The organism is Simiaoa sunii (assembly GCF_014337175.1).
Taxonomy (GTDB): Bacteria; Bacillota; Clostridia; order Lachnospirales; family Lachnospiraceae; genus Acetatifactor; species Acetatifactor intestinalis.
Genome location: NZ_CP060633.1, coordinates 395,933 through 415,209, shown reverse-complemented (window position 1 = coordinate 415,209; position 19,277 = coordinate 395,933). Strand labels below are relative to the sequence as shown.

Here is a 19,277-nt window from a genome sequence, read left to right as displayed (position 1 = left end):
CTTCTCACGTCACCCATCAATTCTGCTTCTTTCCTCAGCACTACATAAAAAGATGTACTATCTCTGATTTAGATAATAGTACATCTTTTTCGTCTGTCAATGTATTTGATTACCATCTCAGGCCTTCAAAATCTCCGAAATGTTCCGCTGAATCCCTGCCGCCACATCCGGTTTATTCATGGAATAGACATGGATATGTTTTACACCGTTCGCCAGCAGATCGATGATCTGATCGGTGGCATAGGCGATACCTGCCTGTTTCATGGCTTCCGGGTTATCGCCGAAACGGTCTACGATATTTTTGAAGCGCTCCGGCACATTACAGCCGGACAGTTTTACGGCATTCTTCACCTGCACGCCGCGGGTGATGGGCATGATCCCCGGAATGATCGGCTCCGTGATTCCTGCCTCTCTGACACGGTACATGAAGTTGAAAAAGATATTGTTATCAAAAAACATCTGGGTCGTCAGATACTCGCACCCGGCATCCACCTTTGCCTTTAACCCCTGAATATCCGCATTCTTATTCGCAGAATCGGGATGCACCTCCGGATAACAGGCACCGCCCACACAGAAATCTCCGTTCTCTTTGATGAAACGCACCAGATCCGAAGCATGGGTAAAATCGGTAAACACCTCACCATCAAAATCCTTCGGAATGTCACCTCTGAGTGCCAGGATATTCTCAATACCTGCCGTCTTCATTTCGTCCAGTGCTGCGCGGATACTGTCTTTTTCTGCGCAGACACAGGTTAAATGTGCCACTGTAGGCACGTTATGTTTCCTCTGAATCTCACTGGCCAGCGCGATCGTATGTCCCTTCGTGCTGCCGCCCGCTCCGTAGGTCACGCTCATATATGCCGGCTGCAAAGCCGCAATTCCTAACGCTGCCTTCTCCACATTTTCAAAATCCGTACTCTTCTTCGGAGGAAATACCTCGAAAGAAATCGTTGCTGTATCCTGTGATAAAATATCTCTGATTTTCATGTTTTTAGCCTCTCTCATCCCGCATAAAAACCGGTAGGAAATCCTGTTTTGCCTCTTCTTCGCTTTTACTTTCCGCAATGATATTCCGGATATTCTGCATCCGTTTGTCCAACGCTGCACTCTGCTGTGCGCAGTCATACAGCTCATCCTTCAGGAACTTTGCCTGACTCTCCGGAATATTTTTCTTGTATTGCAGCTTGTGTTCCAGACTGGCCCAGAAGTCCATGGCAATCGTGCGGAACTGCACTTCCACATAGACCAGCTTTTTCGTATTCTGCAAAAAGATCGGCACCTGCACGATCAGATGCAGACTCCGGTAGCCACTCTCCTTGGGATTCTTGATATAGTCCTTGCGTTCCACCAGTGTGATATCATCCTGTCGCAGAAAACTCTCCGCAAGCTCATAAATATCGTCCGGGAAGGAACAGATGACCCGGACTCCGGCAATATCGCGAATATTCTCTTCGATGCCTTCCATAGTCATAGGGATATTTTTCCGGCGGATCTTACGCAGAATACTGTCATACGATTTCACTCTGGTCTTAATCCCTTCGATGGGATTCCGGTCGTATTCCAGGGAATACTCCTGATTCAATACCTTGAATTTCGTCTCCACCTCCATGATGGCACACTGATAATACGACATCAGCTCGTCCATGGGGCGCTTGTTTTTCTCGATCAGATCCAGGAATTGATCCGATAATAAATGCTGTTTGAAAAATTTATCTCTGAGTGTATCCATAATATAACTTACCCTTTTATTGTCTATTTTTTTAATCAATATCTTTTATCGACAGACATGGTGACGATAATACTAAAAAGAAATAGCATCCCACCGTCCAAAGTGAATGCTATTTCTTTTCTAACATTTAACTGAGGGCGAATCGGAATTTTCACCTCCGACCACCTTTCTAAGTAGATTATACATTATGAGGGGTTGAGAAATCAATCCCCCTTTTCATTGAATCTTGATGATTTCATCACATAAACAAAACAGCTTAATACACTTTAATCAAACACTGTCGGTGCATTCGGATCTTGCAGTGCCGCAAAACACATCAGTATCTGCTCCCTGGTGCATTTTTCCACCGCAAGATTTTCGGGGAGCGTGTCCTCATCAAAAAATGCAATGCCGGTCGTTTCGATATTGTCTTCAAATTCACCGCTTTCGTATTTGCACTGCACGAAGATTTTAACCACTCCGTATGCATAGTTTGTCACATTATGCTTACGCCAGTCCTGAACAGCGATCAGCTTTTCTGCCGTCACGGCAAAGCCCGTTTCCTCTTTTACTTCCTTTACCGTATTCGAAGCAACCGACTGGTCAACGTCGCACCAGCCACCGGGCAACGACCATGTACCGTTGTTTTCATGAACAAGCAGAATTTTCCCATCCACAAATACAGCAGCTCTCGTATCCACTTTTGGGGTCTGGTAACCTGTTTCGTTGCAAAACAGATCATAAACCTTGGCAACGGGAATATCTGTCCTTACAGCAATCATTTCCGCCGAGATTCTGCGTAGCTCTTCATAACGTTCTATATCGTATTTGTCTTTTCCGTATTGCAGTCCTGCCTGCGCAATGCTTTGAATACGAATTGCGAAATCTAACCATGCATCATTCATCATCAATCCCCCTTAAACTGTCCGGTGAGTCCATTATATCACGATTCGCATCTCCGATGCTCTACGCTGCTTTGCAGCTATCGTGATCAAATTCGCCGTTCGCCAGAAATCTGCCAGCAGCTTTCTGGCTCTCTTGCGCTCATTATACTATATTGCGCACGAATCGTTAAGTGTATATAATAAAACTCAAGTCCGGCAAACTACAGAGAACACAGGAGAAAACAAATGGCAAAAAAAGTGTTATTGATCAATGATCTGGCGGGATACGGCAAAGTGGCATTATCTGCAATGCTTCCGGTATTGTCCTATCTGAAATACGAGACTTACAATCTCCCCACAGCAATCGTATCCAATACTTTGGATTACGGAAAATTCGATATTCTGGATACCACACAGTATATGAAGAACACTTTGGGTGTATGGAAAGCCCTTGATTTTCAGTTTGATGCCATTTCTACCGGTTTTATCGTATCAAAAGAGCAGACGCAGATGATCACGGAGTTCTGCATCGAGAATGCAGCTAAGGGCGTCACTGTATTCACAGATCCCATCATGGGCGATGATGGAAAGCTGTACAACGGCATGTCAGAAGAAACGGTGGAACTGATGCGAAAGCTGATCTCCGTGGCAGATTATATTGTGCCCAATTACACGGAAGCCTGTTATCTGACGGGAACCGCCTATGAAGCAGACGGCATCACCAAGGAAGACTATCATAAAATGATTGATGCACTGCGAGCATTGGGCACAAAGTCCGTAGTGATCACCAGTGCGATTGTAAAAGATTCCGTGAATAAAGCTGTAATGGGGTATGACCATATAGAAAATAAGTATTTTCAAATTGATTTTGATGAGATTCCGGTTCGTTTTCCGGGTACCGGCGATATCTTCTCTGCCATCTTTATGGCCAAAATATTGAACGGTGAGACTTTGCAGACCGCAACACATAAAGCAATGAATGCCGTACGGACAATGATTATGAAAAATGCGGAGAATGCAGATAAATTCAAGGGAATCCCCTTAGAAACCTGTTTGGAGGTATTGGACGAATGAGCAGACCCAGAATTCAGATTACATTAATTGACCAAAAAGGAACAAAAGGCTGCCACAGGGGACATAAAATCGGCGATTCTTATGATTTTGGCACAGAACGCGGCAACCTGTGCCCCATGGCAATGCATGTGGCGTTTCCTTATGTAGATATTCTCCGGTATGGTGGAGAAATCCCCGGAAATCCGAAGGGAACCGCTATCTTTGCCTGCCCGGATGTGGATACGCTGAATGTGTTTAAAATTGAAAGGATTGATGAAAAATAAGCGGCTCCGGCGAGCCGCTTTTCATTTTCTAGATGGTCGATGCAATGATCTGCATCTTCCCCTGCAATTCCACCTTACCATATCCATCAGGCAGGATTAGGTGATCGCCCTTTTTTAAATGAGTACCATTCAGGGTGCCTTCGCCTTCTACCACGCTCATCAGCACAAAGGGCTTGTCCTGCCAGGTCTCCATGCGATGCTCCACGTCGATGCGATATACCGTGTAGTAAGGGCACTGAATCAGCTGCTGGATGGCATCTTCCTTTTCTTCCGTGTGTATCACGCTGTTCTCTGCGGATTTGGCAGGGACAGTAATGACCTCAATACTCTGGGCGATGTGCAGCTGTCTGGGCTTGCCGTTACTCAGTCTGTCGTAATCGTACACACGGTAGGTGATATCACTGCTCTGCTGGGTCTCTAAGAGCAGGGTGCCTCCCTTGATGGCATGTACGGTACCGGGATCGATCTGGATGAAGTCACCGGGCTTAATGGGAATCTCTCGGATGAACTCCTTCCATTTGCCCTCATGAATCATCTGCTCCAGTTCTTCCTTCGTCTTTGCGTTATGTCCGACCACCAGTGCAGCATTTTCTTTGCAATCCAGAATGAACCAACACTCTGTTTTTCCCAGAGATCCGTTCTCATGCACTTTCGCATAAGCATCATCCGGATGAACCTGGATGCTCAAATCGTCCTTTGCATCAATAATCTTGATCAATAACGGAAAACGATCCATTCCCGTATTGCCGAACAACTCGGGATGCTTCTCCCACAGTTCGGACAGCTTCGTTCCCTGAAAGGCTCCGTTTCTTACGGTACCGTCTCCGTTGGGATGGGCGCTGATACCCCAGCACTCTCCGATATCGTCTCCTTCGATGGGGTACCCGAATTCTCTGTTTAACCGGGTACCGCCCCAGATATTGTGGGTACACACCGGATTTAAAAATATAATATCGTTATTCATAATTCCGTTCCTGCTTTCTTTGAATCTGTCCCTGATACATTTTTATTTATATTAATAACTCAACATTACGGTACTGTCAATCATTTCGTGTTACCTTCTTCCCTCGCCCCGGACACGATCACCGACACCAGATAGAATTCTGCCTTGATATCCGTGATGTCTCTCTGCGGTGTCTGCATGCATCATAGCGATCCGGCCGGCAGAAATGTGCATTTATCCACAGAGCATAACTTTAGCGGAAAAAGCACCATTCTGATAGGTAAACGTACTTGCACCGCCGCTTTTTTCTGCAATATGTTGGATAGACTGGATGCCGACGCCGTTTCCCTTTCGTTTGGAGGATCGAAAAACACCGTCCTTCTCCCTGATTTCGCCGTCATAGGCATTCTCCACTTCGATCAGAAGCAGCCGCTCGGCATGCAGATATGCAGTGATTTTGATCTGCCGTCTGTCTTGTGCAGTGCGGATACTGGCTTCGAGCGCATTTTCCAACAAGTTGGACAAGACCAGACACATGTTGATCTCATCGACCGGAAGAGTCTGCGGCAGATCGAGCTTTGCATAAAAGGGAATGCCTTCGCGCTTTGCCAGGGCACAATAATAACCGATGACGCTATCTGCTGCATGGTTTTCGCAGAAGTGTATACCGAGATCCGGGATGCGGGAAATGTTTTTTTCAAGGTAGCTTTTCAATCTTTCCAGATCGCCGGTCTCAGCCAGTGCGGAAATTTGATTCAGTTGATGGCGCATATCATGCCGCGCCTGCCGCACTTCTTCGATGGCGGTTTTGAGATTCTCATAGCGTTGCTGCTGCAGGAAAAGAAGCTGGTTTTCCTGCTGTAATCTCGCGTTGCGGTTGAGACTGGTGGCCATTAGCAGGAAAATTGCGTTGAACAAGAGCAAAAGCAAAAGAAGTGCAATACTTATCACAATATAGCCCTGTAATACACGACCGGTCCTAAGCGTCGTCTGATAGCGCGGGATCATAAAAAGGTTCAAAAAAATGAACACCAGCGGCAAAACCCAGAACACATACCATGTTTGCGCAAAATTATCGTCCTCGACCATCACACGAACTGCATGGGTTGACGGATAGAGCGCTGTCAGCACCAAAATCCAGCAAACAACATTATAAAATACACAGGCTGCAAGGCAGAACCATGGTTCGTCCTGTGGCAGCTGCATATGCAGAGCAATCGCAGCGCTGATAGCTCGGGACAAGCTGTTGATGCATGCAAACACTGCGCAGACAGTCAGTGCAATTGTTCCGGATTTCCAGAGGGAGATTTGGAGTGTTCCGGTATATAGCCCAATTGCAAGCAATGTGATCCCTGCCAGGGCAGACGCAGTGGAAGCATGAAGCTGATAGCAGATGATCCCAGCACCGATACACAATCCTGCCATCAGTGGGAGAATCCGGGCGGCAAGTTTTCCGGGGGACTGCTTCAGATAGGATTTTACAGGGAAATATGCAAGTAAAAGACCGGGGAGTACAACGGACAACTCCAGGATCGGACGCAGAATATCTTTCATCTCATACACCCCCTTGCAACAGAAATTCCATAAATGCCTGCCTGGCAGGCTTCAAAAGTTCCTGGTTGACATATACGCGGCTGCCGTCGGTCATGCAGAAAGCGGCGGCCTGAAAATCAGCGGCATGTTCTAAATTGACAATCGCGCCGCGGCCGCAGACAAAAAAGCGTGGATCTTTTTTCAGCGGCTCGGTAAATGCCTTAAAGCTTTGCCGCGTGGCAAGCGTTTTACCGGCAGTCGTGCGGATGTTGATCATATGAGCAAAATGCTCGGCATAGATAATGTCCCTATAGCGAAGGCGAACGTCGCTGCCACTGACTTTCACCGTCAGAATCGGCTCCGGACGCGGAAGTTTAGCGAGCATTTCAGTAACCAGACCGGCAAGTTCTCCCTCGGAAAAGGGCTTCACGAGGTAGTGAAATGCCCGCACCTGAAAGCCCTCCAGTGCATGATCGGTAGATGTTGTGGTGAAGATCAGAACGCAGTCTGCATCCGTCTTCCGAAGTTCCTTTGCGGCATCCATGCCGCTTAATCCTTTCATGTAAATGTCCAGAAATGCCACAGTAAAGTGCCGTTCTTTTTCTGCTGCAAGAAAGCTCTCGCTGCTATCAAATTCTAAGATCTCCGTCTCTACACCGTACAAGCTCAGCTGTCGCTCAAGCCGCATTTTCAACAGCGCACGTTCGGTCTCGATATCATCCACTATTGCTATTCTCATATCGGACTGACTCCTTTGTAAAAAATTCCAACTAAATTATATCATACCTGTCCAACACCGGCACAATGAAAAACTCAGATTTCGTGACGGAATTGAGGGTTTCGTGCCAAACGGCTTGAAAAGCGTTTGCATATCCGTATACTGACAAGCAGAAAGCATCAATGACGGCAGAAAGGAGGGAGTGCCGTGTACCACATTGCCGTGCTGACAAGTAGTGAAACACAGGAAGCCTTTTATATAGAGCAGCTTTCACGGTTCTGCTTTGAACGCGGTCTGTTTCCCAAAATGGACTGTTACCGTGGGCAGGAGTTGTTCTTTGATGTGGCGCGTATAAATGCGCCAACCTGCACTGTGATCGCACTTCCGGGGGTAGCAGGGTTGAATGCGGTGGAGCATCTGCGGACGCTTTTTCCCGAAATGCGCATCATCTGGTGCAGCGATCTGGATTTTTCCCTACATGCGTTTCGGCTGCGTGTAGACTATTTTCTGTTAGAGCCAATAACAGAAGAAGCGTTTCAGCAGGGACTTTCTACATGGTTAGATGGGAAAAAAACGTCTGCCTTATTCCGAGCGGATCACAACAAACATAACAATGAGGAGGATTATTGATGAAAAAGAGAAAAAAGATTTATTCTGTATTTAGCTTTCTTCTGGCGGGAACACTGTGCCTGTCTATGGCGGCCTGTGGTGGAACGCCCACACCGGCAGAGGACGAAACAACATCTTCTGCACCGTTATCCGGTGCACTGCCCGTGAAGGCTTTACAACCCAAACACGTGGATGAAAACCCTTATATGGCAAAAAGTGATGCAAACATCCATCACGACGGCTACAACACCGACTCAACGGATGAAATTCTGCCGCTCGGCATCTATCCGGAAATCAATGTTTCCTTTGAGACAACGAACCCGAACGCCTCACCCGCGATTTACTTTGACAACTACGGTCACGCGGTCGTGCCACTGCTCGGCGGCATCGCCATCCGTGATCTGAATGCAACAGAGACGAAGACGCTCGGCTATTTTTCACCGATGCAACATGATGGCGGCGGTTACGTCATCCAGAGTTCCTACACATTCCTTGACTCTAAAAACCGTGTCGTCTGCCCGACGAGCAACAACCATGTACTGATACTGCGTACGACAGAGGAAGATGGCAGCGTCATTCCGGAATTTGAAAAGGTTCTGGATATCGATATCAAGGCAGCTGCTGAGACCGCGCTCGGCAAAGAGCTGACACAAAATCTTCTGTCCGTGGTCTTTGACTACGACGGAAATCTTTGGTTCGCCACCGGCGGCTTCCGAATCTATCCCGAGCGGCAGCAGCAGGGTGTTCTCGGCTACATTGCCCACACAGCGATAGAATCGATTCTGAATGGCGAACAAACCGATCTTTCAAAGGCTGTCTTTGTTTACGGGCTGCCCCTTGGCGAGGGCGCAGAAAACGGCATTGCTGCCTCCAAAGACGGTGCGGTCATTCTGACGAACCAGAACTGCTATCTGTTGCGCGCGGAAGAAGGTGTGAACGTTGTGTGGTGCACGCCATATGAGAGTGTCGGTGCGAAGGTCAGTCATGATGGCGATAAGACTACCGGCGGCGGCCTTGCCTGGGGTGGCGGCTGCTCGCCCACACTGACACCAAACCTTGTACTGTTCACCGACAACGCAGACCCCGTTAAGCTTCTTGCGCTCGACATGAAGACCGGAGAGGTCGTAGCCAGCATGCCTGTTTTGGATGATCTGCCCGATGGGTATCAGGTGGCGGTTGAGAACTCTGCAATCGTTTATGACGACGGTGAAGGCACCGTCAGCACGATCGTCTGCAACTGGTTCGGCGCTGGTAACGCAGGTCTTGCCGACCCCGACAATGACTCTTCGATTCAGAGCTACGCCAACATTTATGACCAGAACTGGCTGATGAAGGGTAATGTTATGATCGCCCCGGGCGTTGAGCGGGTGGACACCCTAAAAACCGCCGATGGCTATGAAATGAAGAGCGTCTGGAGCCGGAACGATTTGCGCGACACGGCGATCATGAAGCTCTCCACTGCAACAGGCTATATCTACGGTTACGTACAGGATTTGGATACCGGCATGTGGCAGTACATTATTTTGGACTTTGCAACAGGCGAAACCGTCTTCACGATGGATGTGTCCAACAAATACGGCTACAATAATATGGCCATCGGCATGTACACCGGCAGCAACGGAAATACGCTCTACTGCCCGACAGGCTATCTGGAACTGCTGCGTTTGCAGGATCGCTTTGTGTACCTGCCCGAGCTTCCGTACCGTGAGGTTGATCTTGATCAGGCGGCAAGAAATGTTCTTTCGCAGGATCAGTTTGCGCAGGATGGCGGTGAAGGTACGGTTGCAAGCTGGCACAACACCGCGACCATCTGCAACGTGCATCCCAACACCATGGTAGCCTTCCGCATGAACAACCTGTCCGGCAGTGCCTCCGATCTGACCCTCTACGCCTATGGTGCAGACGGCAAGCTGGAAAAGGTTGGCTCTGAACTGTGGTCACTCACAGACGAGACCGGAGCAAATGTGACGGAGCTGACAGACGGCGTGCTCTATGAGCTGCGCGTGACCGTCTCCGACGGCGGTGATCTCGACCTGAGCGAAACAGAAAAAGAAATCAAGCTATCTGTTGTACTTGGAAAATAAATCAGTTTGAAGATAAATCAGTTTTGAAGACAGCTATCATTTACCGGATTTTTATCTGCTGTAAACTTAGATCGTAGATGCGATGATCTGCATCCTGCCCTGTAATTCTACTTTGCCGTAGCCGTCGGGCAGGATCAGATGATCGCCCTTTTTTAAATGAGTACCGTTCAGGGTGCCTTCTCCCTTTACCACGCTCATAAGGACGAAAGGCTTATCCTGCCAGGTCTCCACACGGTGTTCCACATCAATGCGGTATACGGTGTAGTAAGGGCACTGAATCAGCTGCTGAATGGCATCGTCCTTCTTCTCGGTATGCACCACACTGTTCTCTGCGGATTTTGCGGGAACCGTGATCACATCGATACTCTGTGCGATGTGCAGCTGTCTGGGCTTGCCGTTACTCAGTCGGTCATAATCATACACCCGGTAGGTAATATCGCTGCTCTGCTGGGTCTCAAGAAGCAGTGTACCGCCCTTAATGGCATGTACGGTACCGGGATCGATCTGGATGAAGTCACCGGGCTTAATAGGGATCTCACGGATGAACTTTTTCCACTTTCCTTCCTGGATCATCTGCTCCAGTTCTTCCCTGGTCTTCGCGTTGTGTCCAACCACCAGCGTAGCATTTTCCTTACAGTCTAAGATGAACCAGCACTCTGTTTTGCCCAGGGATCCGTTCTCATGTACCTTCGCATAAGCGTCATCCGGATGCACCTGAATGCTGAGATCGTCCTTCGCATCAATGATCTTGACCAGCAGAGGGAAACGATCCATTCCCGTGTTTCCGAACAGCTCGGGGTGCTTCTCCCACAGTTCTGACAGCTTCATTCCCTGAAAGGCTCCGTTTCTCACGGTACCATCTCCACTCGGATGGGCGCTGATGCCCCAGCACTCGCCGATGTCATCTCCTTCGATGGAATAACCAAATTCTCTGTTTAACCTGGTACCGCCCCAGATATTGTGGGTACACACCGGATTTAAAAATATAATATCTTTATTCATGCTCCTGTTCCTGCTTTCTTTGAATCTGTCCGTGATACATTTTTATTTATACTAATAGCTCAACATTACGGTGCTGTCAATCATTTCGTGTTACCTTCTTCCCTCACCCCGGACACGATCACCGACACCAGATAGAACTCTGCCTTGTCTTCCGCATGGGTCTCCGTGATCTCCACATGTACCCGGTGTTCCCCATAGGGCAGGTGCTCTGCCACCGTTGTCAGCTGCATTTTGTCTCCCCAGGTCTCATCGAAGGTTCCGTCCAACACGCACGCCGTCTCAGGGTTCTCATCCACCACTGCTGTGGCAATGGGTGCAGGTCCGTCCTTCACTCGGCGGTATTGCACGGCGGCACCGGTCCCCCGGAAAGTGAACTCCAGATAAGCTCCTTTTTCCCCGGCGCTCCATCCGTTTCGGAAAATATCCGTGATATCTCTCTGCGGTGTCATATCTTCTTCAAAACCGCTCTTCTCCGGTGTGGAATTAAAATATTGTAGTCTCACGCAATGCTCATAGGCATTTTCTGTCAGCGGAGCCGGAAAAATTTCCTGCGGCTCTTGCGTTTTATCATGGATTACCTTTTCCAGGAAATTCGTGATCACAGATGCCATGAATTCATGACCAAGATCATTGGGATGGAGAAAATCTGCCGTAATCTTCTCTGCCGGCAGTCTTCCGGCCGCCACAGCGGGATAGATGCTGTTCTGCATACTGATGCAGGGCAGATCATAATGTCTCCCGATCTGCGCATGATAGTATGCAGCACTTTTACCAGTATCATAATAGACATTATGGATCAGCACCATTGCCGGTGCGCTCGCACTGCCATAAATCTGCCTCACCAGGCCTTCGTAGGTCTCGCAGAAATGCGGCGTACTGTGATCGTTCACGGAAAACTCTACAAATACCAGATCCGGCAGCCGCGGAAGCAGGTCTTCCTGTACTCTCGCCGCGCCGAACTGGGAATCGGTAGCTCCGATTCCCGCATTCACGTAATCGAATTCCGTATTGGGGAACACTTTCCGAAGCCATGCAACGGTTCTTGCAGCATAGCATTGATCCGGCTCCGTCGCTGCGAATCCCTGCGTAATGGATCCGCCGATGAATCCCACCGTCAGTCTCTCCCCTTGGGCTGCCCGGCTCAGGAAATTTTTCAGTCTGCCCAGATTACCACGGTTTAAGATACCGGCCTCTTTATCAATAACATTTCCCGCACATTCTTCACATTTTAAATAGCTTTCCATCATACGCTGTCTCCAAAACCGCAAAGGACCCGCTCATCGCGGGTCCCTCGATTCTATCTTCTGCCTTCTTCTGTATCGCTTGTTGTGACCACGCTGTGTTCTTTGATATAGTCAACCACTTCATCGATGGTCGTAAACGCCAGCCCTACGTAGCTGTCTGCTGCGCCATAGTAAATGGCGATCCTGCCGCTCTCGGAATCATGAATGGTAGCGCATGGGAAGCATACATTCGGTACGAATCCTCTCTCCTCATACCACTCTTCCGGTGTCAGCAGGAAGTTCTCACAACGATATTTTACGATGGACGGGTTGTCAATATCCAGGATTGCTCCACCGATGGAATAGACATAACCATTACAGGTTCCGCTCACACCATGATAGAACAGCAGCCACCCTTCAGAGGTCTCAATGGGAGCTGCACCGCCACCGATCTTCAAGGACTCCCACCATTCGGAAGACTTTCCCATCACATGTCTGTGTTTGCCCCAAAATACCATATCGGGGCTCTCACTGACGAAAATATCACCGAAGGGCGTATGTCCGCTGTCGGAAGGGCGGGACAGCATCATGAAATTACCGTGTACTTTTCTGGGGAACAGTACGGCGTTACGGTTAAAGGGGAGGAACGGATTCTCGATTCTGGTAAACGTCTTGAAATCCGTAGTTTTAGCAATACCGATGGCTGCGCCGTAAAAATCCTGACACCAGATGATGTAATAGGTATCTTCTACCTTCACCAGTCTGGGATCATAAGCGTAGATCGGCATAAATGGCTTGCCTTCTTCATCTACAAACTGAATCTTATCTTTATCAAAATCCCAATGAATTGCATCTTTGCTGCGTCCCATGTAGATATAAGGAATACCGTTGACCTGTTCCCCACGGAACACGCCGATGAATTCATCACCGTAAGGCATTACGGCACTGTTGAAGATTCTGGCTACTCCTTTTACAGGATTTCTGCCAATAATAGGGTTCTCACTATATCTCCATACCGGTGCTCCGGTATGGTCTTCGGGTTTATCCTGCCAGGGTACATTAGGTACTGCAGGGCTGATCATCTTAACCTTGCTCATTCAGGTTACCTCATTTCTGTATTATTTATCTTGCTTCCTGTTTTAAGAACTCTTCATTTTTGTGAATGAGTTCACATCTCTGTGCCACACATTCCACGCTTCTTCCGGGATCGGAAGGGGTGTTGAATACATAATCCACAAGCTTATCTATGGTAGTAGTCGCTACGTGCATGCGGGTATCGCTGGATGCATAGTAGATAAAGACTTCCCCCTTCTCATTCGCGATTGCGCCATTGGTAAATACTACGTTTGAAACATCTCCCACTCTCTCTTCCCCTCTGGGACCGATCAGCAGACCCGAAGGCTCTGCGATCACTTTTGCCGGGTCTTTTAAGTCCGTGGCAAAAGCATAAATAACGTAACGTAAACCGGCTGCGGTATTACGTACTCCATGTGCGATATGTATCCAACCTCTGTCTGTTTTGATGGGGGTAGCGCCCGCACCGTTTTTGGCCTCGGTAATGGTGTGATATTTACGCAGACTGGTCATGCGCTCTTCGTCGATCACTGCATGAGTGATATCGTCACACAGTCCGAAACCGATTCCTCCGCCACTTCCGGTCTCGATGAAATCATCCATCGGTCTGGTGTAGAAAGCATATTTGCCATCCACGAATTCCGGATGCAGCACTACATTTCTCTGTTGGGGAGAACGAAGGGTCTTTAAATTCTCCAGTCTCTCCCAGTGTTTTAAGTCTTTAGTTCTTACAATGCCTGCAGCCGCTACTGCTGCGGACAGATCATTTACGGAGGTATCCTTGCTTTCGGAACAGAACACACCATAGATGTAACCATCTTCATGTTTGGTGAGACGCATGTCATAGACATTGGTCTCTTCCGGGCAGGTGTCATCTAACAGAATGGGATAATCCCAGAAACGGAATCCATCGACACCGTTGTCACTCTCCGCCACACCAAAGAAAGACTTTCTGTCGTTACCTTCGATACGGGCTACCAGATAATACTTGCCGTTTAATTCAATGGCTCCGGAATTCATGACCGCATTGATTCCCAGACGCTCCATGAAATAGGGATTGGTCTTGGGATTGAGATCATATCTCCAGGTCAGGGGAATATGTTCTCTGGTCAGAACCGGATATTCATAACGGTCGTAAATACCGTTGTAGAAATCGGACTTTACATTTTTACGGGAAAGCAATTTCTCCTGCTTCTCTTTCTCTATGTAATAACGCTCTAACATCTCTTCATAACCTCCATGCACATTCTGCCGTTATGGTAAGGGCACTTCCAAGGCTCCACGATAGGACGGCCGGGATAGGGATTTCCTTCCGGATCCACTTCCCAGAACCATTCGGAACCGGCTCTCTTATCAATCACATGATCCCGGATAAATGCCCATTCCTTCTCGGCTGCTTCCAGATATTCCTTCTTCTCAGGCTCTTTCTCATAGCCGTTTAAGAAACCGATCACAGTCTCTGCCTGTACCCACCAGACTCTGTGCACATTCACGACACCTCTGTCACATTCGTTTGCCAGAGAGTGTCCGTCGAATGCCACCTTATAGATCTGCGCGGTAAGGTCTTTGGTGATGACATGCATCTTCTGTGTCAGTTCCGGATCATCCAGTACCTTACAGCCTCTGTCGATCAGCCAGGCGGTCTCAATATCGTGACCATAGGAATGCAGATCCAGAATGGTATTGTAATACTTATCAAAGAACACTTCCTGTCTGTGCAGCTTGGGATTATAAACCTTTTCAGCGAACAGATCCATGATCCAAAGCAGGCGTCTGCGCACCTTTTCATCACCGGATACCCGGTACAGCTCCGTATAAGCTTCAAATACATGAAGCAGGGTGTTCATGGTCTTGTCTGCCAGGACACCGTTCTCCGACAATTTCTCATTGGATTCCGGTTTAAAGTCTCTGGTGAATGCTTCCAGATAGCCCACCTCATCCATACAGGTTGTTTCGATCAATGTAAAAAGCTTTTTCGCCAGTTCCAGTGCTTCTGCGTCACCACTTGCCTCATAATAGGAGGATAGTGCATAAATGCAGAATGCCTGATTGTACGTATGCTTTGTGGTATCCTTCGGTGTTCCGTCGTAATTTAAGGACCAGTAGATTCCGCCGTATTCTTTGTCAAGACAATAGTCTTTCAGGAAAGCGTATCCGTGCTTTGCCTCATCAAGCAGGCTTTCGTCTTTTAACAGTGTATACGCATTGGAGAAGAACCAAGTGATCCTGCTGTTCAGGATACAGCCCTTTTCTGCCTTTTTATCCAGATTCAGATCATAATCCAGGTAGCCGTAATAGCCGCCGAACTCGTCATCTCTCATTCCTTTCCAGAAAGGAATGATCCCCTCTGTCAGATGGTTTTTAATTTCTTCCCGCATTTTCATTGTTTCTATGTTCATCATGTTCCGCACTCTCCTTTGTATTAACCCTTGACAGCGCCGGAGGTGATTCCACTGTAGATCTGTTTCTGACAGAGCAGGAATACGATCAGAGCGGGCAGCAGAGACATCAGTACACCTGCACAGATCAGATTGTATTTGCTTCCAAGAGGTCCGGTGAAGGTATACAGGGAGGTTGCTACCACACCGAGAGTCCTCTTGTCCTGCAGATACAGACTGGCGCAATAATACTCGTTATATACGCCTACTCCCTTAAGCACCATCGAAGTTACGATAGCGGGTTTCAGAAGCGGAAGAATGATCTTCCAGTAAATGGTAAAATAGGAGGCTCCGTCGATAAATGCAGATTCATCCAACGATACCGAAATGTTTTCCATGAACTGGATGAAGATGTAGATGGAGATAACATCCGTACCCATACTCATAATGATATAACCATACAGATGATTGATAAATCCAAGGTTACTCATGATCTGATACACAGATACCTGCATGGCAATTCCGGGAAGGAGGGTTGCGAACAGGAACAGGCTGCGGATCAGTCCGTTGCCGGGAAACTTGAACCGGTTCAGTACATAAGCGAGCTGTGTTCCCACCAGGACGGAGCCTAACAGTACAAATACCAGGATGATCGCTGAATTCAGATATGCTCTGCCCATGTTGGCGCGGTTAAAAGCATCAATAAAGTTCTGGAAGTTCAGCCAGCTTTCCGGCAGGGTCATTACATTGGTGCTCTGGTACTCTGCATCGGTCTTGAACGCCGTGATGACGCAGGATACGATGGGCAAAAGTGCCACGAAGGAGAAGAATACCAGGCTGAAATACTTAATAACGATCCAGATGACAGCGCCTGCGCTGTAATGTTTGTGGTTAGTTTTCATCTTTGCCATTTTACACTGCCTCCTTCTTCCATCTTCTCTCTCTTCTGAGCCGTTTTCTTCTGGTATATTCTTCATTATCCGCATCGGAGCTTCTAAATACCAGTTTGAAGAAAAGCTTTTGTAAAATTGTTGCTGCAAAAATGATCAGTAACAGTACCACCGCCATAGCAGACGCCAGACCTACCTGCTGGTTGGTATGTGCGATCTTGTCCATCAATACGAAGTAGGTTGCGGTTCCGCCGCCACCCTTGGTGATAACGTAAGGAGGATCGAAAGCACTCAGGGAACCTGTGATAGACAGGATCACGTTCAGCGTAACGATGGTCTTAATGCTGGGTAAAATAATATGTATAAACTGTTGGAATTTATTGGCACCGTCCAGCTCTGCTGCCTCGTACATCTCGGAGTCCACGGACATGATGGCACCGATGAAGAGTACCATGTTGTTGCCGTAATAACGCCATACCGAGGAAGCCACCAAAGAGATATTGTTAACGCTCTTGTCCTTCAGCCAGAACGGAAGACTTTCTAAGTTAAATCCACACCACTGTAATACCGTATCGAATACAAATCCTCTGGTGTAGAAGAATTTGAAGATAAATCCAATGGCAATACCACTGATCAGATAAGGGAAGAACATGAATCCCTTGAACATATTGCCAAACTTGGTCTTAAAGCTAAGGATCGTTGCCAGGTACAACGCAAGTACCAGCTGCACCATTGCGCCTGCCATGTAATAAAGGCTCAGCTTCAAAGCACTGAAGCATTCATCTTTCTTAAATACGTCGATGTAGTTCCGAAATCCTACAAACTGTCTTTTGTCTACCGGGGTAGCATATTTCATTTTATAAAAACTGAATTTTACCATCTCTCCAAAAGGAAGATAGGTGAACACGAACAGCAAAAGCAGGGGAATGATCATGAAGGACAGTATGACGATGGTCTGTTGTCCGTTCCTGCTCTTTACCCATTTTTTCATGCTGAAGGGTTTTTTTGTTTTCTTCATTGTCTCTGCACCCATCGAAATACCTCCATGCCCTTCTCTCTTAGATAAGAGGGAACCGGATAAATGGTTCCCTCTCACTTCAGAAGATTAAATTAGTTACCTATTAATTACTGGATCTCTACACCACAGCTCTCCTGTGCGGAAGTCCACTCTTCGTTCCACTCGTCGATGATCTCATCGTAGGTCTTGGAGCCATCTGCTGCACACTCTACCAGCTCCTGCAGCTTGGTCTCACCGTTGTTGTTGATGTTAAGACCACTTTCAGCATTCAGCTCGTTTAACAGATCCTCTTCGCCTTCGATCGCAGGCTCATCCACTACAAAGTCGATACCCTTGAATGCTGCGTAGAAATCCGGTAATCTGGTATCCTTGATAGCAACGGGAAGTCCGCCGCAGTCATAGGAGAATCCGGATTCTTCTGTCATGAACTTAACGAAGCACAGAGCTGCTGCCTGATTGTCTTCGGTGGTGTTTGCATTGATACCAAAGCTGTAGTCAGGGCCTACAGATGCTGCCTGCTTACCGCTGGTCAGGGTAATAGGGAAAGGCATATAAGCGATGTCGTCAGCGTTGTCGCCAGCTTCCTTCATCTGAGGAACTGCCCAGGAGCCAAGAACCATGCAAGCGATCTGACCATTGTTGATCATACCCTTACAACCTTCCCAGTCCGTGGTGGAGTAGTCTTCCTCGGTAAGGCCTTCAGCAACTGCATCGTACATTACTTTGTATACGTTGTAAGCGCCTGTTCCGTCGCCGGGATCAGCAAAAGGATTGGCTGTGTGCAGTAACTTCTGGTTCATATAAGTGCTGTCTCCGGTAGCACTGCCGCTGATAGCGGGATCCCACTGGCCGCCCATTGCCCAGCCAGCTGCGTAGTTGGTGTACAGAGGAATGATGGAGCTGTCATACTCTTTGATCTGCTTTAATGCTGCGATGAAATCTTCGGGAGTCTTAGGCATCTCAGTGATTCCTGCTGCTTCGAATACTGCCTTGTTATATACGATACCACCGCTAACACCTGCGGTGTAAGGAACACCGTATACAGTGCCTTCGTACATCTGGTTGTAGTAGTTCAGCTGTCCGTCCATCTCGGTAGTAGTTCCAAGAGGAAGGAAGTATGTGCTTAAGTCAGCCTTGTCAACTGCGGGGATAAACATAACATCGCCCCAGTCACCACCCTGCAGACGAAGCAATGTGTCACTTGCATAGTCGGTGATACCTTCAATATCAACAGTGATGTTGGGATACATCTCGTTGAATGCATCAATGTAAGTCTGGAAAGGAACTGCTGCGCCGTCCTCTAACAGGTCGGTACGGTTAGTCAGGACCTTAATGGTCGTGGTAATGTCGGTGTAATCCTCACCCAAAGTAAGCTCTGCGTAATTCAGACCGGTTACCTCTGCCTCTGCGGTTCCTGCTTCCGTAGAAGCTTCTGCGGTTGCAGGGGTTGTACTTGCACTGCTTTCAGCAGCACCGTTGTCTGTGTTTCCACATGCTACCATGGACAATGCCATGACAGATGCTGTGGAAAGAGCTAAAAACTTTTTCATCTTCATAATGAAATCCTCCTTAATAATGTTTGTTACATTTGATGATGTTTGCTGTTTTGTAACTTAATTTAATTATACATAACCATATTAATTAATCATCAACTATTCTTGCTTTTAATCTCTTATTCTTGCTATTTTCGTTATTATCTTCTATTTTCACAAGTTTTATTCCTATGTTTTGTATATATTATACAATTAAAACAATTGATTTGAGTTAAATTAGCTTATTTAATTAACTAATTTTTCTTTCTTTACATCCTTTGCCATTGAAATAGCTTAAATAATGGTTTATAATGTATTTAAGCTTACTTAATTTTTTCAAAAAA

The 19,277-nt window shown here is 47.5% G+C and carries 18 protein-coding genes; 4 read left to right on the top strand and 14 right to left on the bottom strand.

The window, feature by feature from the left end:
* Positions 1–117: 117 nt before the first annotated feature.
* From metF to H9Q77_RS01985, 3 genes are all read right to left on the bottom strand, one after another.
* Positions 118–987 (bottom strand): methylenetetrahydrofolate reductase [NAD(P)H], encoded by an 870-nt coding sequence (gene metF, locus H9Q77_RS01995; RefSeq protein ID WP_249326428.1) that lies wholly within the window; start codon positions 985–987, stop codon positions 118–120.
* Between the two features lie 4 nt (positions 988–991).
* A complete protein-coding gene (locus H9Q77_RS01990; RefSeq protein ID WP_249326427.1) occupies positions 992–1,729 on the bottom strand; it encodes a GTP pyrophosphokinase in 738 nt (245 codons plus the stop codon).
* Between the two features lie 266 nt (positions 1,730–1,995).
* The gene (locus tag H9Q77_RS01985) at positions 1,996–2,616 is read right to left on the bottom strand and encodes an NUDIX hydrolase (protein WP_330596018.1); all 621 of its coding nucleotides are present in this window, start codon (positions 2,614–2,616) and stop codon (positions 1,996–1,998) included.
* A gap of 222 nt (positions 2,617–2,838) precedes the next feature.
* Between H9Q77_RS01985 and H9Q77_RS01980 the strand changes: the two genes are divergently transcribed.
* Together H9Q77_RS01980 and H9Q77_RS01975 are read left to right on the top strand one after the other, a co-directional pair.
* Positions 2,839–3,666 (top strand): pyridoxamine kinase, encoded by an 828-nt coding sequence (locus H9Q77_RS01980; protein ID WP_118551037.1) that lies wholly within the window; start codon positions 2,839–2,841, stop codon positions 3,664–3,666.
* Positions 3,663–3,929: a TIGR04076 family protein gene (locus tag H9Q77_RS01975; RefSeq protein WP_118547828.1), complete on the top strand. Its 267-nt coding sequence runs from the start codon at positions 3,663–3,665 to the stop codon at positions 3,927–3,929. Before H9Q77_RS01980 ends, H9Q77_RS01975 begins: the two co-directional genes overlap by 4 nt.
* A gap of 28 nt (positions 3,930–3,957) precedes the next feature.
* On the opposite strand, the gene manA (H9Q77_RS01970) is transcribed toward H9Q77_RS01975, so the two are convergent.
* The 3 genes from manA (H9Q77_RS01970) to H9Q77_RS01960 all read right to left on the bottom strand — a co-directional run bounded on the left by manA (H9Q77_RS01970) (position 3,958) and on the right by H9Q77_RS01960 (position 7,144).
* Positions 3,958–4,893, bottom strand: a complete 936-nt coding sequence (gene manA / locus H9Q77_RS01970) for a mannose-6-phosphate isomerase, class I (protein ID WP_249326426.1) — start codon at positions 4,891–4,893, stop codon at positions 3,958–3,960.
* A gap of 213 nt (positions 4,894–5,106) precedes the next feature.
* Positions 5,107–6,297 (bottom strand): sensor histidine kinase, encoded by a 1,191-nt coding sequence (locus H9Q77_RS01965; protein ID WP_330596017.1) that lies wholly within the window; start codon positions 6,295–6,297, stop codon positions 5,107–5,109.
* A gap of 130 nt (positions 6,298–6,427) precedes the next feature.
* A complete protein-coding gene (locus H9Q77_RS01960; protein ID WP_249326424.1) occupies positions 6,428–7,144 on the bottom strand; it encodes a LytR/AlgR family response regulator transcription factor in 717 nt (238 codons plus the stop codon).
* 186 nt (positions 7,145–7,330) lie between these two features.
* Here H9Q77_RS01960 and H9Q77_RS01955 point away from each other — a divergent pair, with 186 nt between their 5' ends.
* The gene (locus tag H9Q77_RS01955) at positions 7,331–7,753 is read left to right on the top strand and encodes a response regulator (RefSeq protein WP_118547832.1); all 423 of its coding nucleotides are present in this window, start codon (positions 7,331–7,333) and stop codon (positions 7,751–7,753) included.
* Positions 7,753–9,816, top strand: coding sequence for a hypothetical protein (locus H9Q77_RS01950; protein WP_118693212.1), 2,064 nt, complete (start codon positions 7,753–7,755; stop codon positions 9,814–9,816). The genes H9Q77_RS01955 and H9Q77_RS01950 overlap by 1 nt, the downstream gene beginning before the upstream one ends.
* Before the next feature lie 66 nt (positions 9,817–9,882).
* Here the strand turns inward: H9Q77_RS01950 and manA (H9Q77_RS01945) are convergent, their stop codons facing one another.
* The 8 genes from manA (H9Q77_RS01945) to H9Q77_RS01910 all read right to left on the bottom strand — a co-directional run bounded on the left by manA (H9Q77_RS01945) (position 9,883) and on the right by H9Q77_RS01910 (position 18,957).
* The gene (gene manA, locus H9Q77_RS01945; protein ID WP_118693211.1) at positions 9,883–10,818 is read right to left on the bottom strand and encodes a mannose-6-phosphate isomerase, class I; all 936 of its coding nucleotides are present in this window, start codon (positions 10,816–10,818) and stop codon (positions 9,883–9,885) included.
* 80 nt (positions 10,819–10,898) lie between these two features.
* Positions 10,899–12,065: an SGNH/GDSL hydrolase family protein gene (locus H9Q77_RS01940; protein ID WP_249326423.1), complete on the bottom strand. Its 1,167-nt coding sequence runs from the start codon at positions 12,063–12,065 to the stop codon at positions 10,899–10,901.
* Positions 12,066–12,115: 50 nt separating this feature from the next.
* A complete protein-coding gene (locus H9Q77_RS01935) occupies positions 12,116–13,138 on the bottom strand; it encodes a glycoside hydrolase family 130 protein (RefSeq protein WP_249326422.1) in 1,023 nt (340 codons plus the stop codon).
* Between the two features lie 25 nt (positions 13,139–13,163).
* Complete coding sequence (locus H9Q77_RS01930) at positions 13,164–14,339, bottom strand: glycoside hydrolase family 130 protein (RefSeq protein WP_118547837.1); 1,176 nt, start codon at positions 14,337–14,339, stop codon at positions 13,164–13,166.
* The gene (locus H9Q77_RS01925; protein ID WP_283244802.1) at positions 14,333–15,517 is read right to left on the bottom strand and encodes an AGE family epimerase/isomerase; all 1,185 of its coding nucleotides are present in this window, start codon (positions 15,515–15,517) and stop codon (positions 14,333–14,335) included. The genes H9Q77_RS01930 and H9Q77_RS01925 overlap by 7 nt, the downstream gene beginning before the upstream one ends.
* Positions 15,518–15,537: 20 nt before the next feature.
* Positions 15,538–16,404, bottom strand: coding sequence for a carbohydrate ABC transporter permease (locus tag H9Q77_RS01920; RefSeq protein ID WP_249326421.1), 867 nt, complete (start codon positions 16,402–16,404; stop codon positions 15,538–15,540).
* 1 nt (position 16,405) lies between these two features.
* Positions 16,406–17,416, bottom strand: a complete 1,011-nt coding sequence (locus H9Q77_RS01915; RefSeq protein ID WP_118551044.1) for a carbohydrate ABC transporter permease — start codon at positions 17,414–17,416, stop codon at positions 16,406–16,408.
* 92 nt (positions 17,417–17,508) lie between these two features.
* A complete protein-coding gene (locus H9Q77_RS01910) occupies positions 17,509–18,957 on the bottom strand; it encodes an ABC transporter substrate-binding protein (RefSeq protein ID WP_118693210.1) in 1,449 nt (482 codons plus the stop codon).
* Positions 18,958–19,277 lie beyond the last annotated feature (320 nt).

Coding starts and splice junctions, on each gene's coding strand:
- metF (WP_249326428.1), bottom strand. CDS start 987: ATGAAAATCAGAGATATTTTATCACAGGATACAGCAACGATTTCTTTC.
- H9Q77_RS01990 (WP_249326427.1), bottom strand. CDS start 1,729: ATGGATACACTCAGAGATAAATTTTTCAAACAGCATTTATTATCGGAT.
- H9Q77_RS01985 (WP_330596018.1), bottom strand. CDS start 2,616: ATGATGAATGATGCATGGTTAGATTTCGCAATTCGTATTCAAAGCATT.
- H9Q77_RS01980 (WP_118551037.1), top strand. CDS start 2,839: ATGGCAAAAAAAGTGTTATTGATCAATGATCTGGCGGGATACGGCAAA.
- H9Q77_RS01975 (WP_118547828.1), top strand. CDS start 3,663: ATGAGCAGACCCAGAATTCAGATTACATTAATTGACCAAAAAGGAACA.
- manA (WP_249326426.1), bottom strand. CDS start 4,893: ATGAATAACGATATTATATTTTTAAATCCGGTGTGTACCCACAATATC.
- H9Q77_RS01965 (WP_330596017.1), bottom strand. CDS start 6,297: ATGGCAGGATTGTGTATCGGTGCTGGGATCATCTGCTATCAGCTTCAT.
- H9Q77_RS01960 (WP_249326424.1), bottom strand. CDS start 7,144: ATGAGAATAGCAATAGTGGATGATATCGAGACCGAACGTGCGCTGTTG.
- H9Q77_RS01950 (WP_118693212.1), top strand. CDS start 7,753: ATGAAAAAGAGAAAAAAGATTTATTCTGTATTTAGCTTTCTTCTGGCG.
- manA (WP_118693211.1), bottom strand. CDS start 10,818: ATGAATAAAGATATTATATTTTTAAATCCGGTGTGTACCCACAATATC.
- H9Q77_RS01940 (WP_249326423.1), bottom strand. CDS start 12,065: ATGATGGAAAGCTATTTAAAATGTGAAGAATGTGCGGGAAATGTTATT.
- H9Q77_RS01935 (WP_249326422.1), bottom strand. CDS start 13,138: ATGAGCAAGGTTAAGATGATCAGCCCTGCAGTACCTAATGTACCCTGG.
- H9Q77_RS01930 (WP_118547837.1), bottom strand. CDS start 14,339: ATGTTAGAGCGTTATTACATAGAGAAAGAGAAGCAGGAGAAATTGCTT.
- H9Q77_RS01925 (WP_283244802.1), bottom strand. CDS start 15,517: ATGATGAACATAGAAACAATGAAAATGCGGGAAGAAATTAAAAACCAT.
- H9Q77_RS01920 (WP_249326421.1), bottom strand. CDS start 16,404: ATGGCAAAGATGAAAACTAACCACAAACATTACAGCGCAGGCGCTGTC.
- H9Q77_RS01915 (WP_118551044.1), bottom strand. CDS start 17,416: ATGGGTGCAGAGACAATGAAGAAAACAAAAAAACCCTTCAGCATGAAA.
- H9Q77_RS01910 (WP_118693210.1), bottom strand. CDS start 18,957: ATGAAGATGAAAAAGTTTTTAGCTCTTTCCACAGCATCTGTCATGGCA.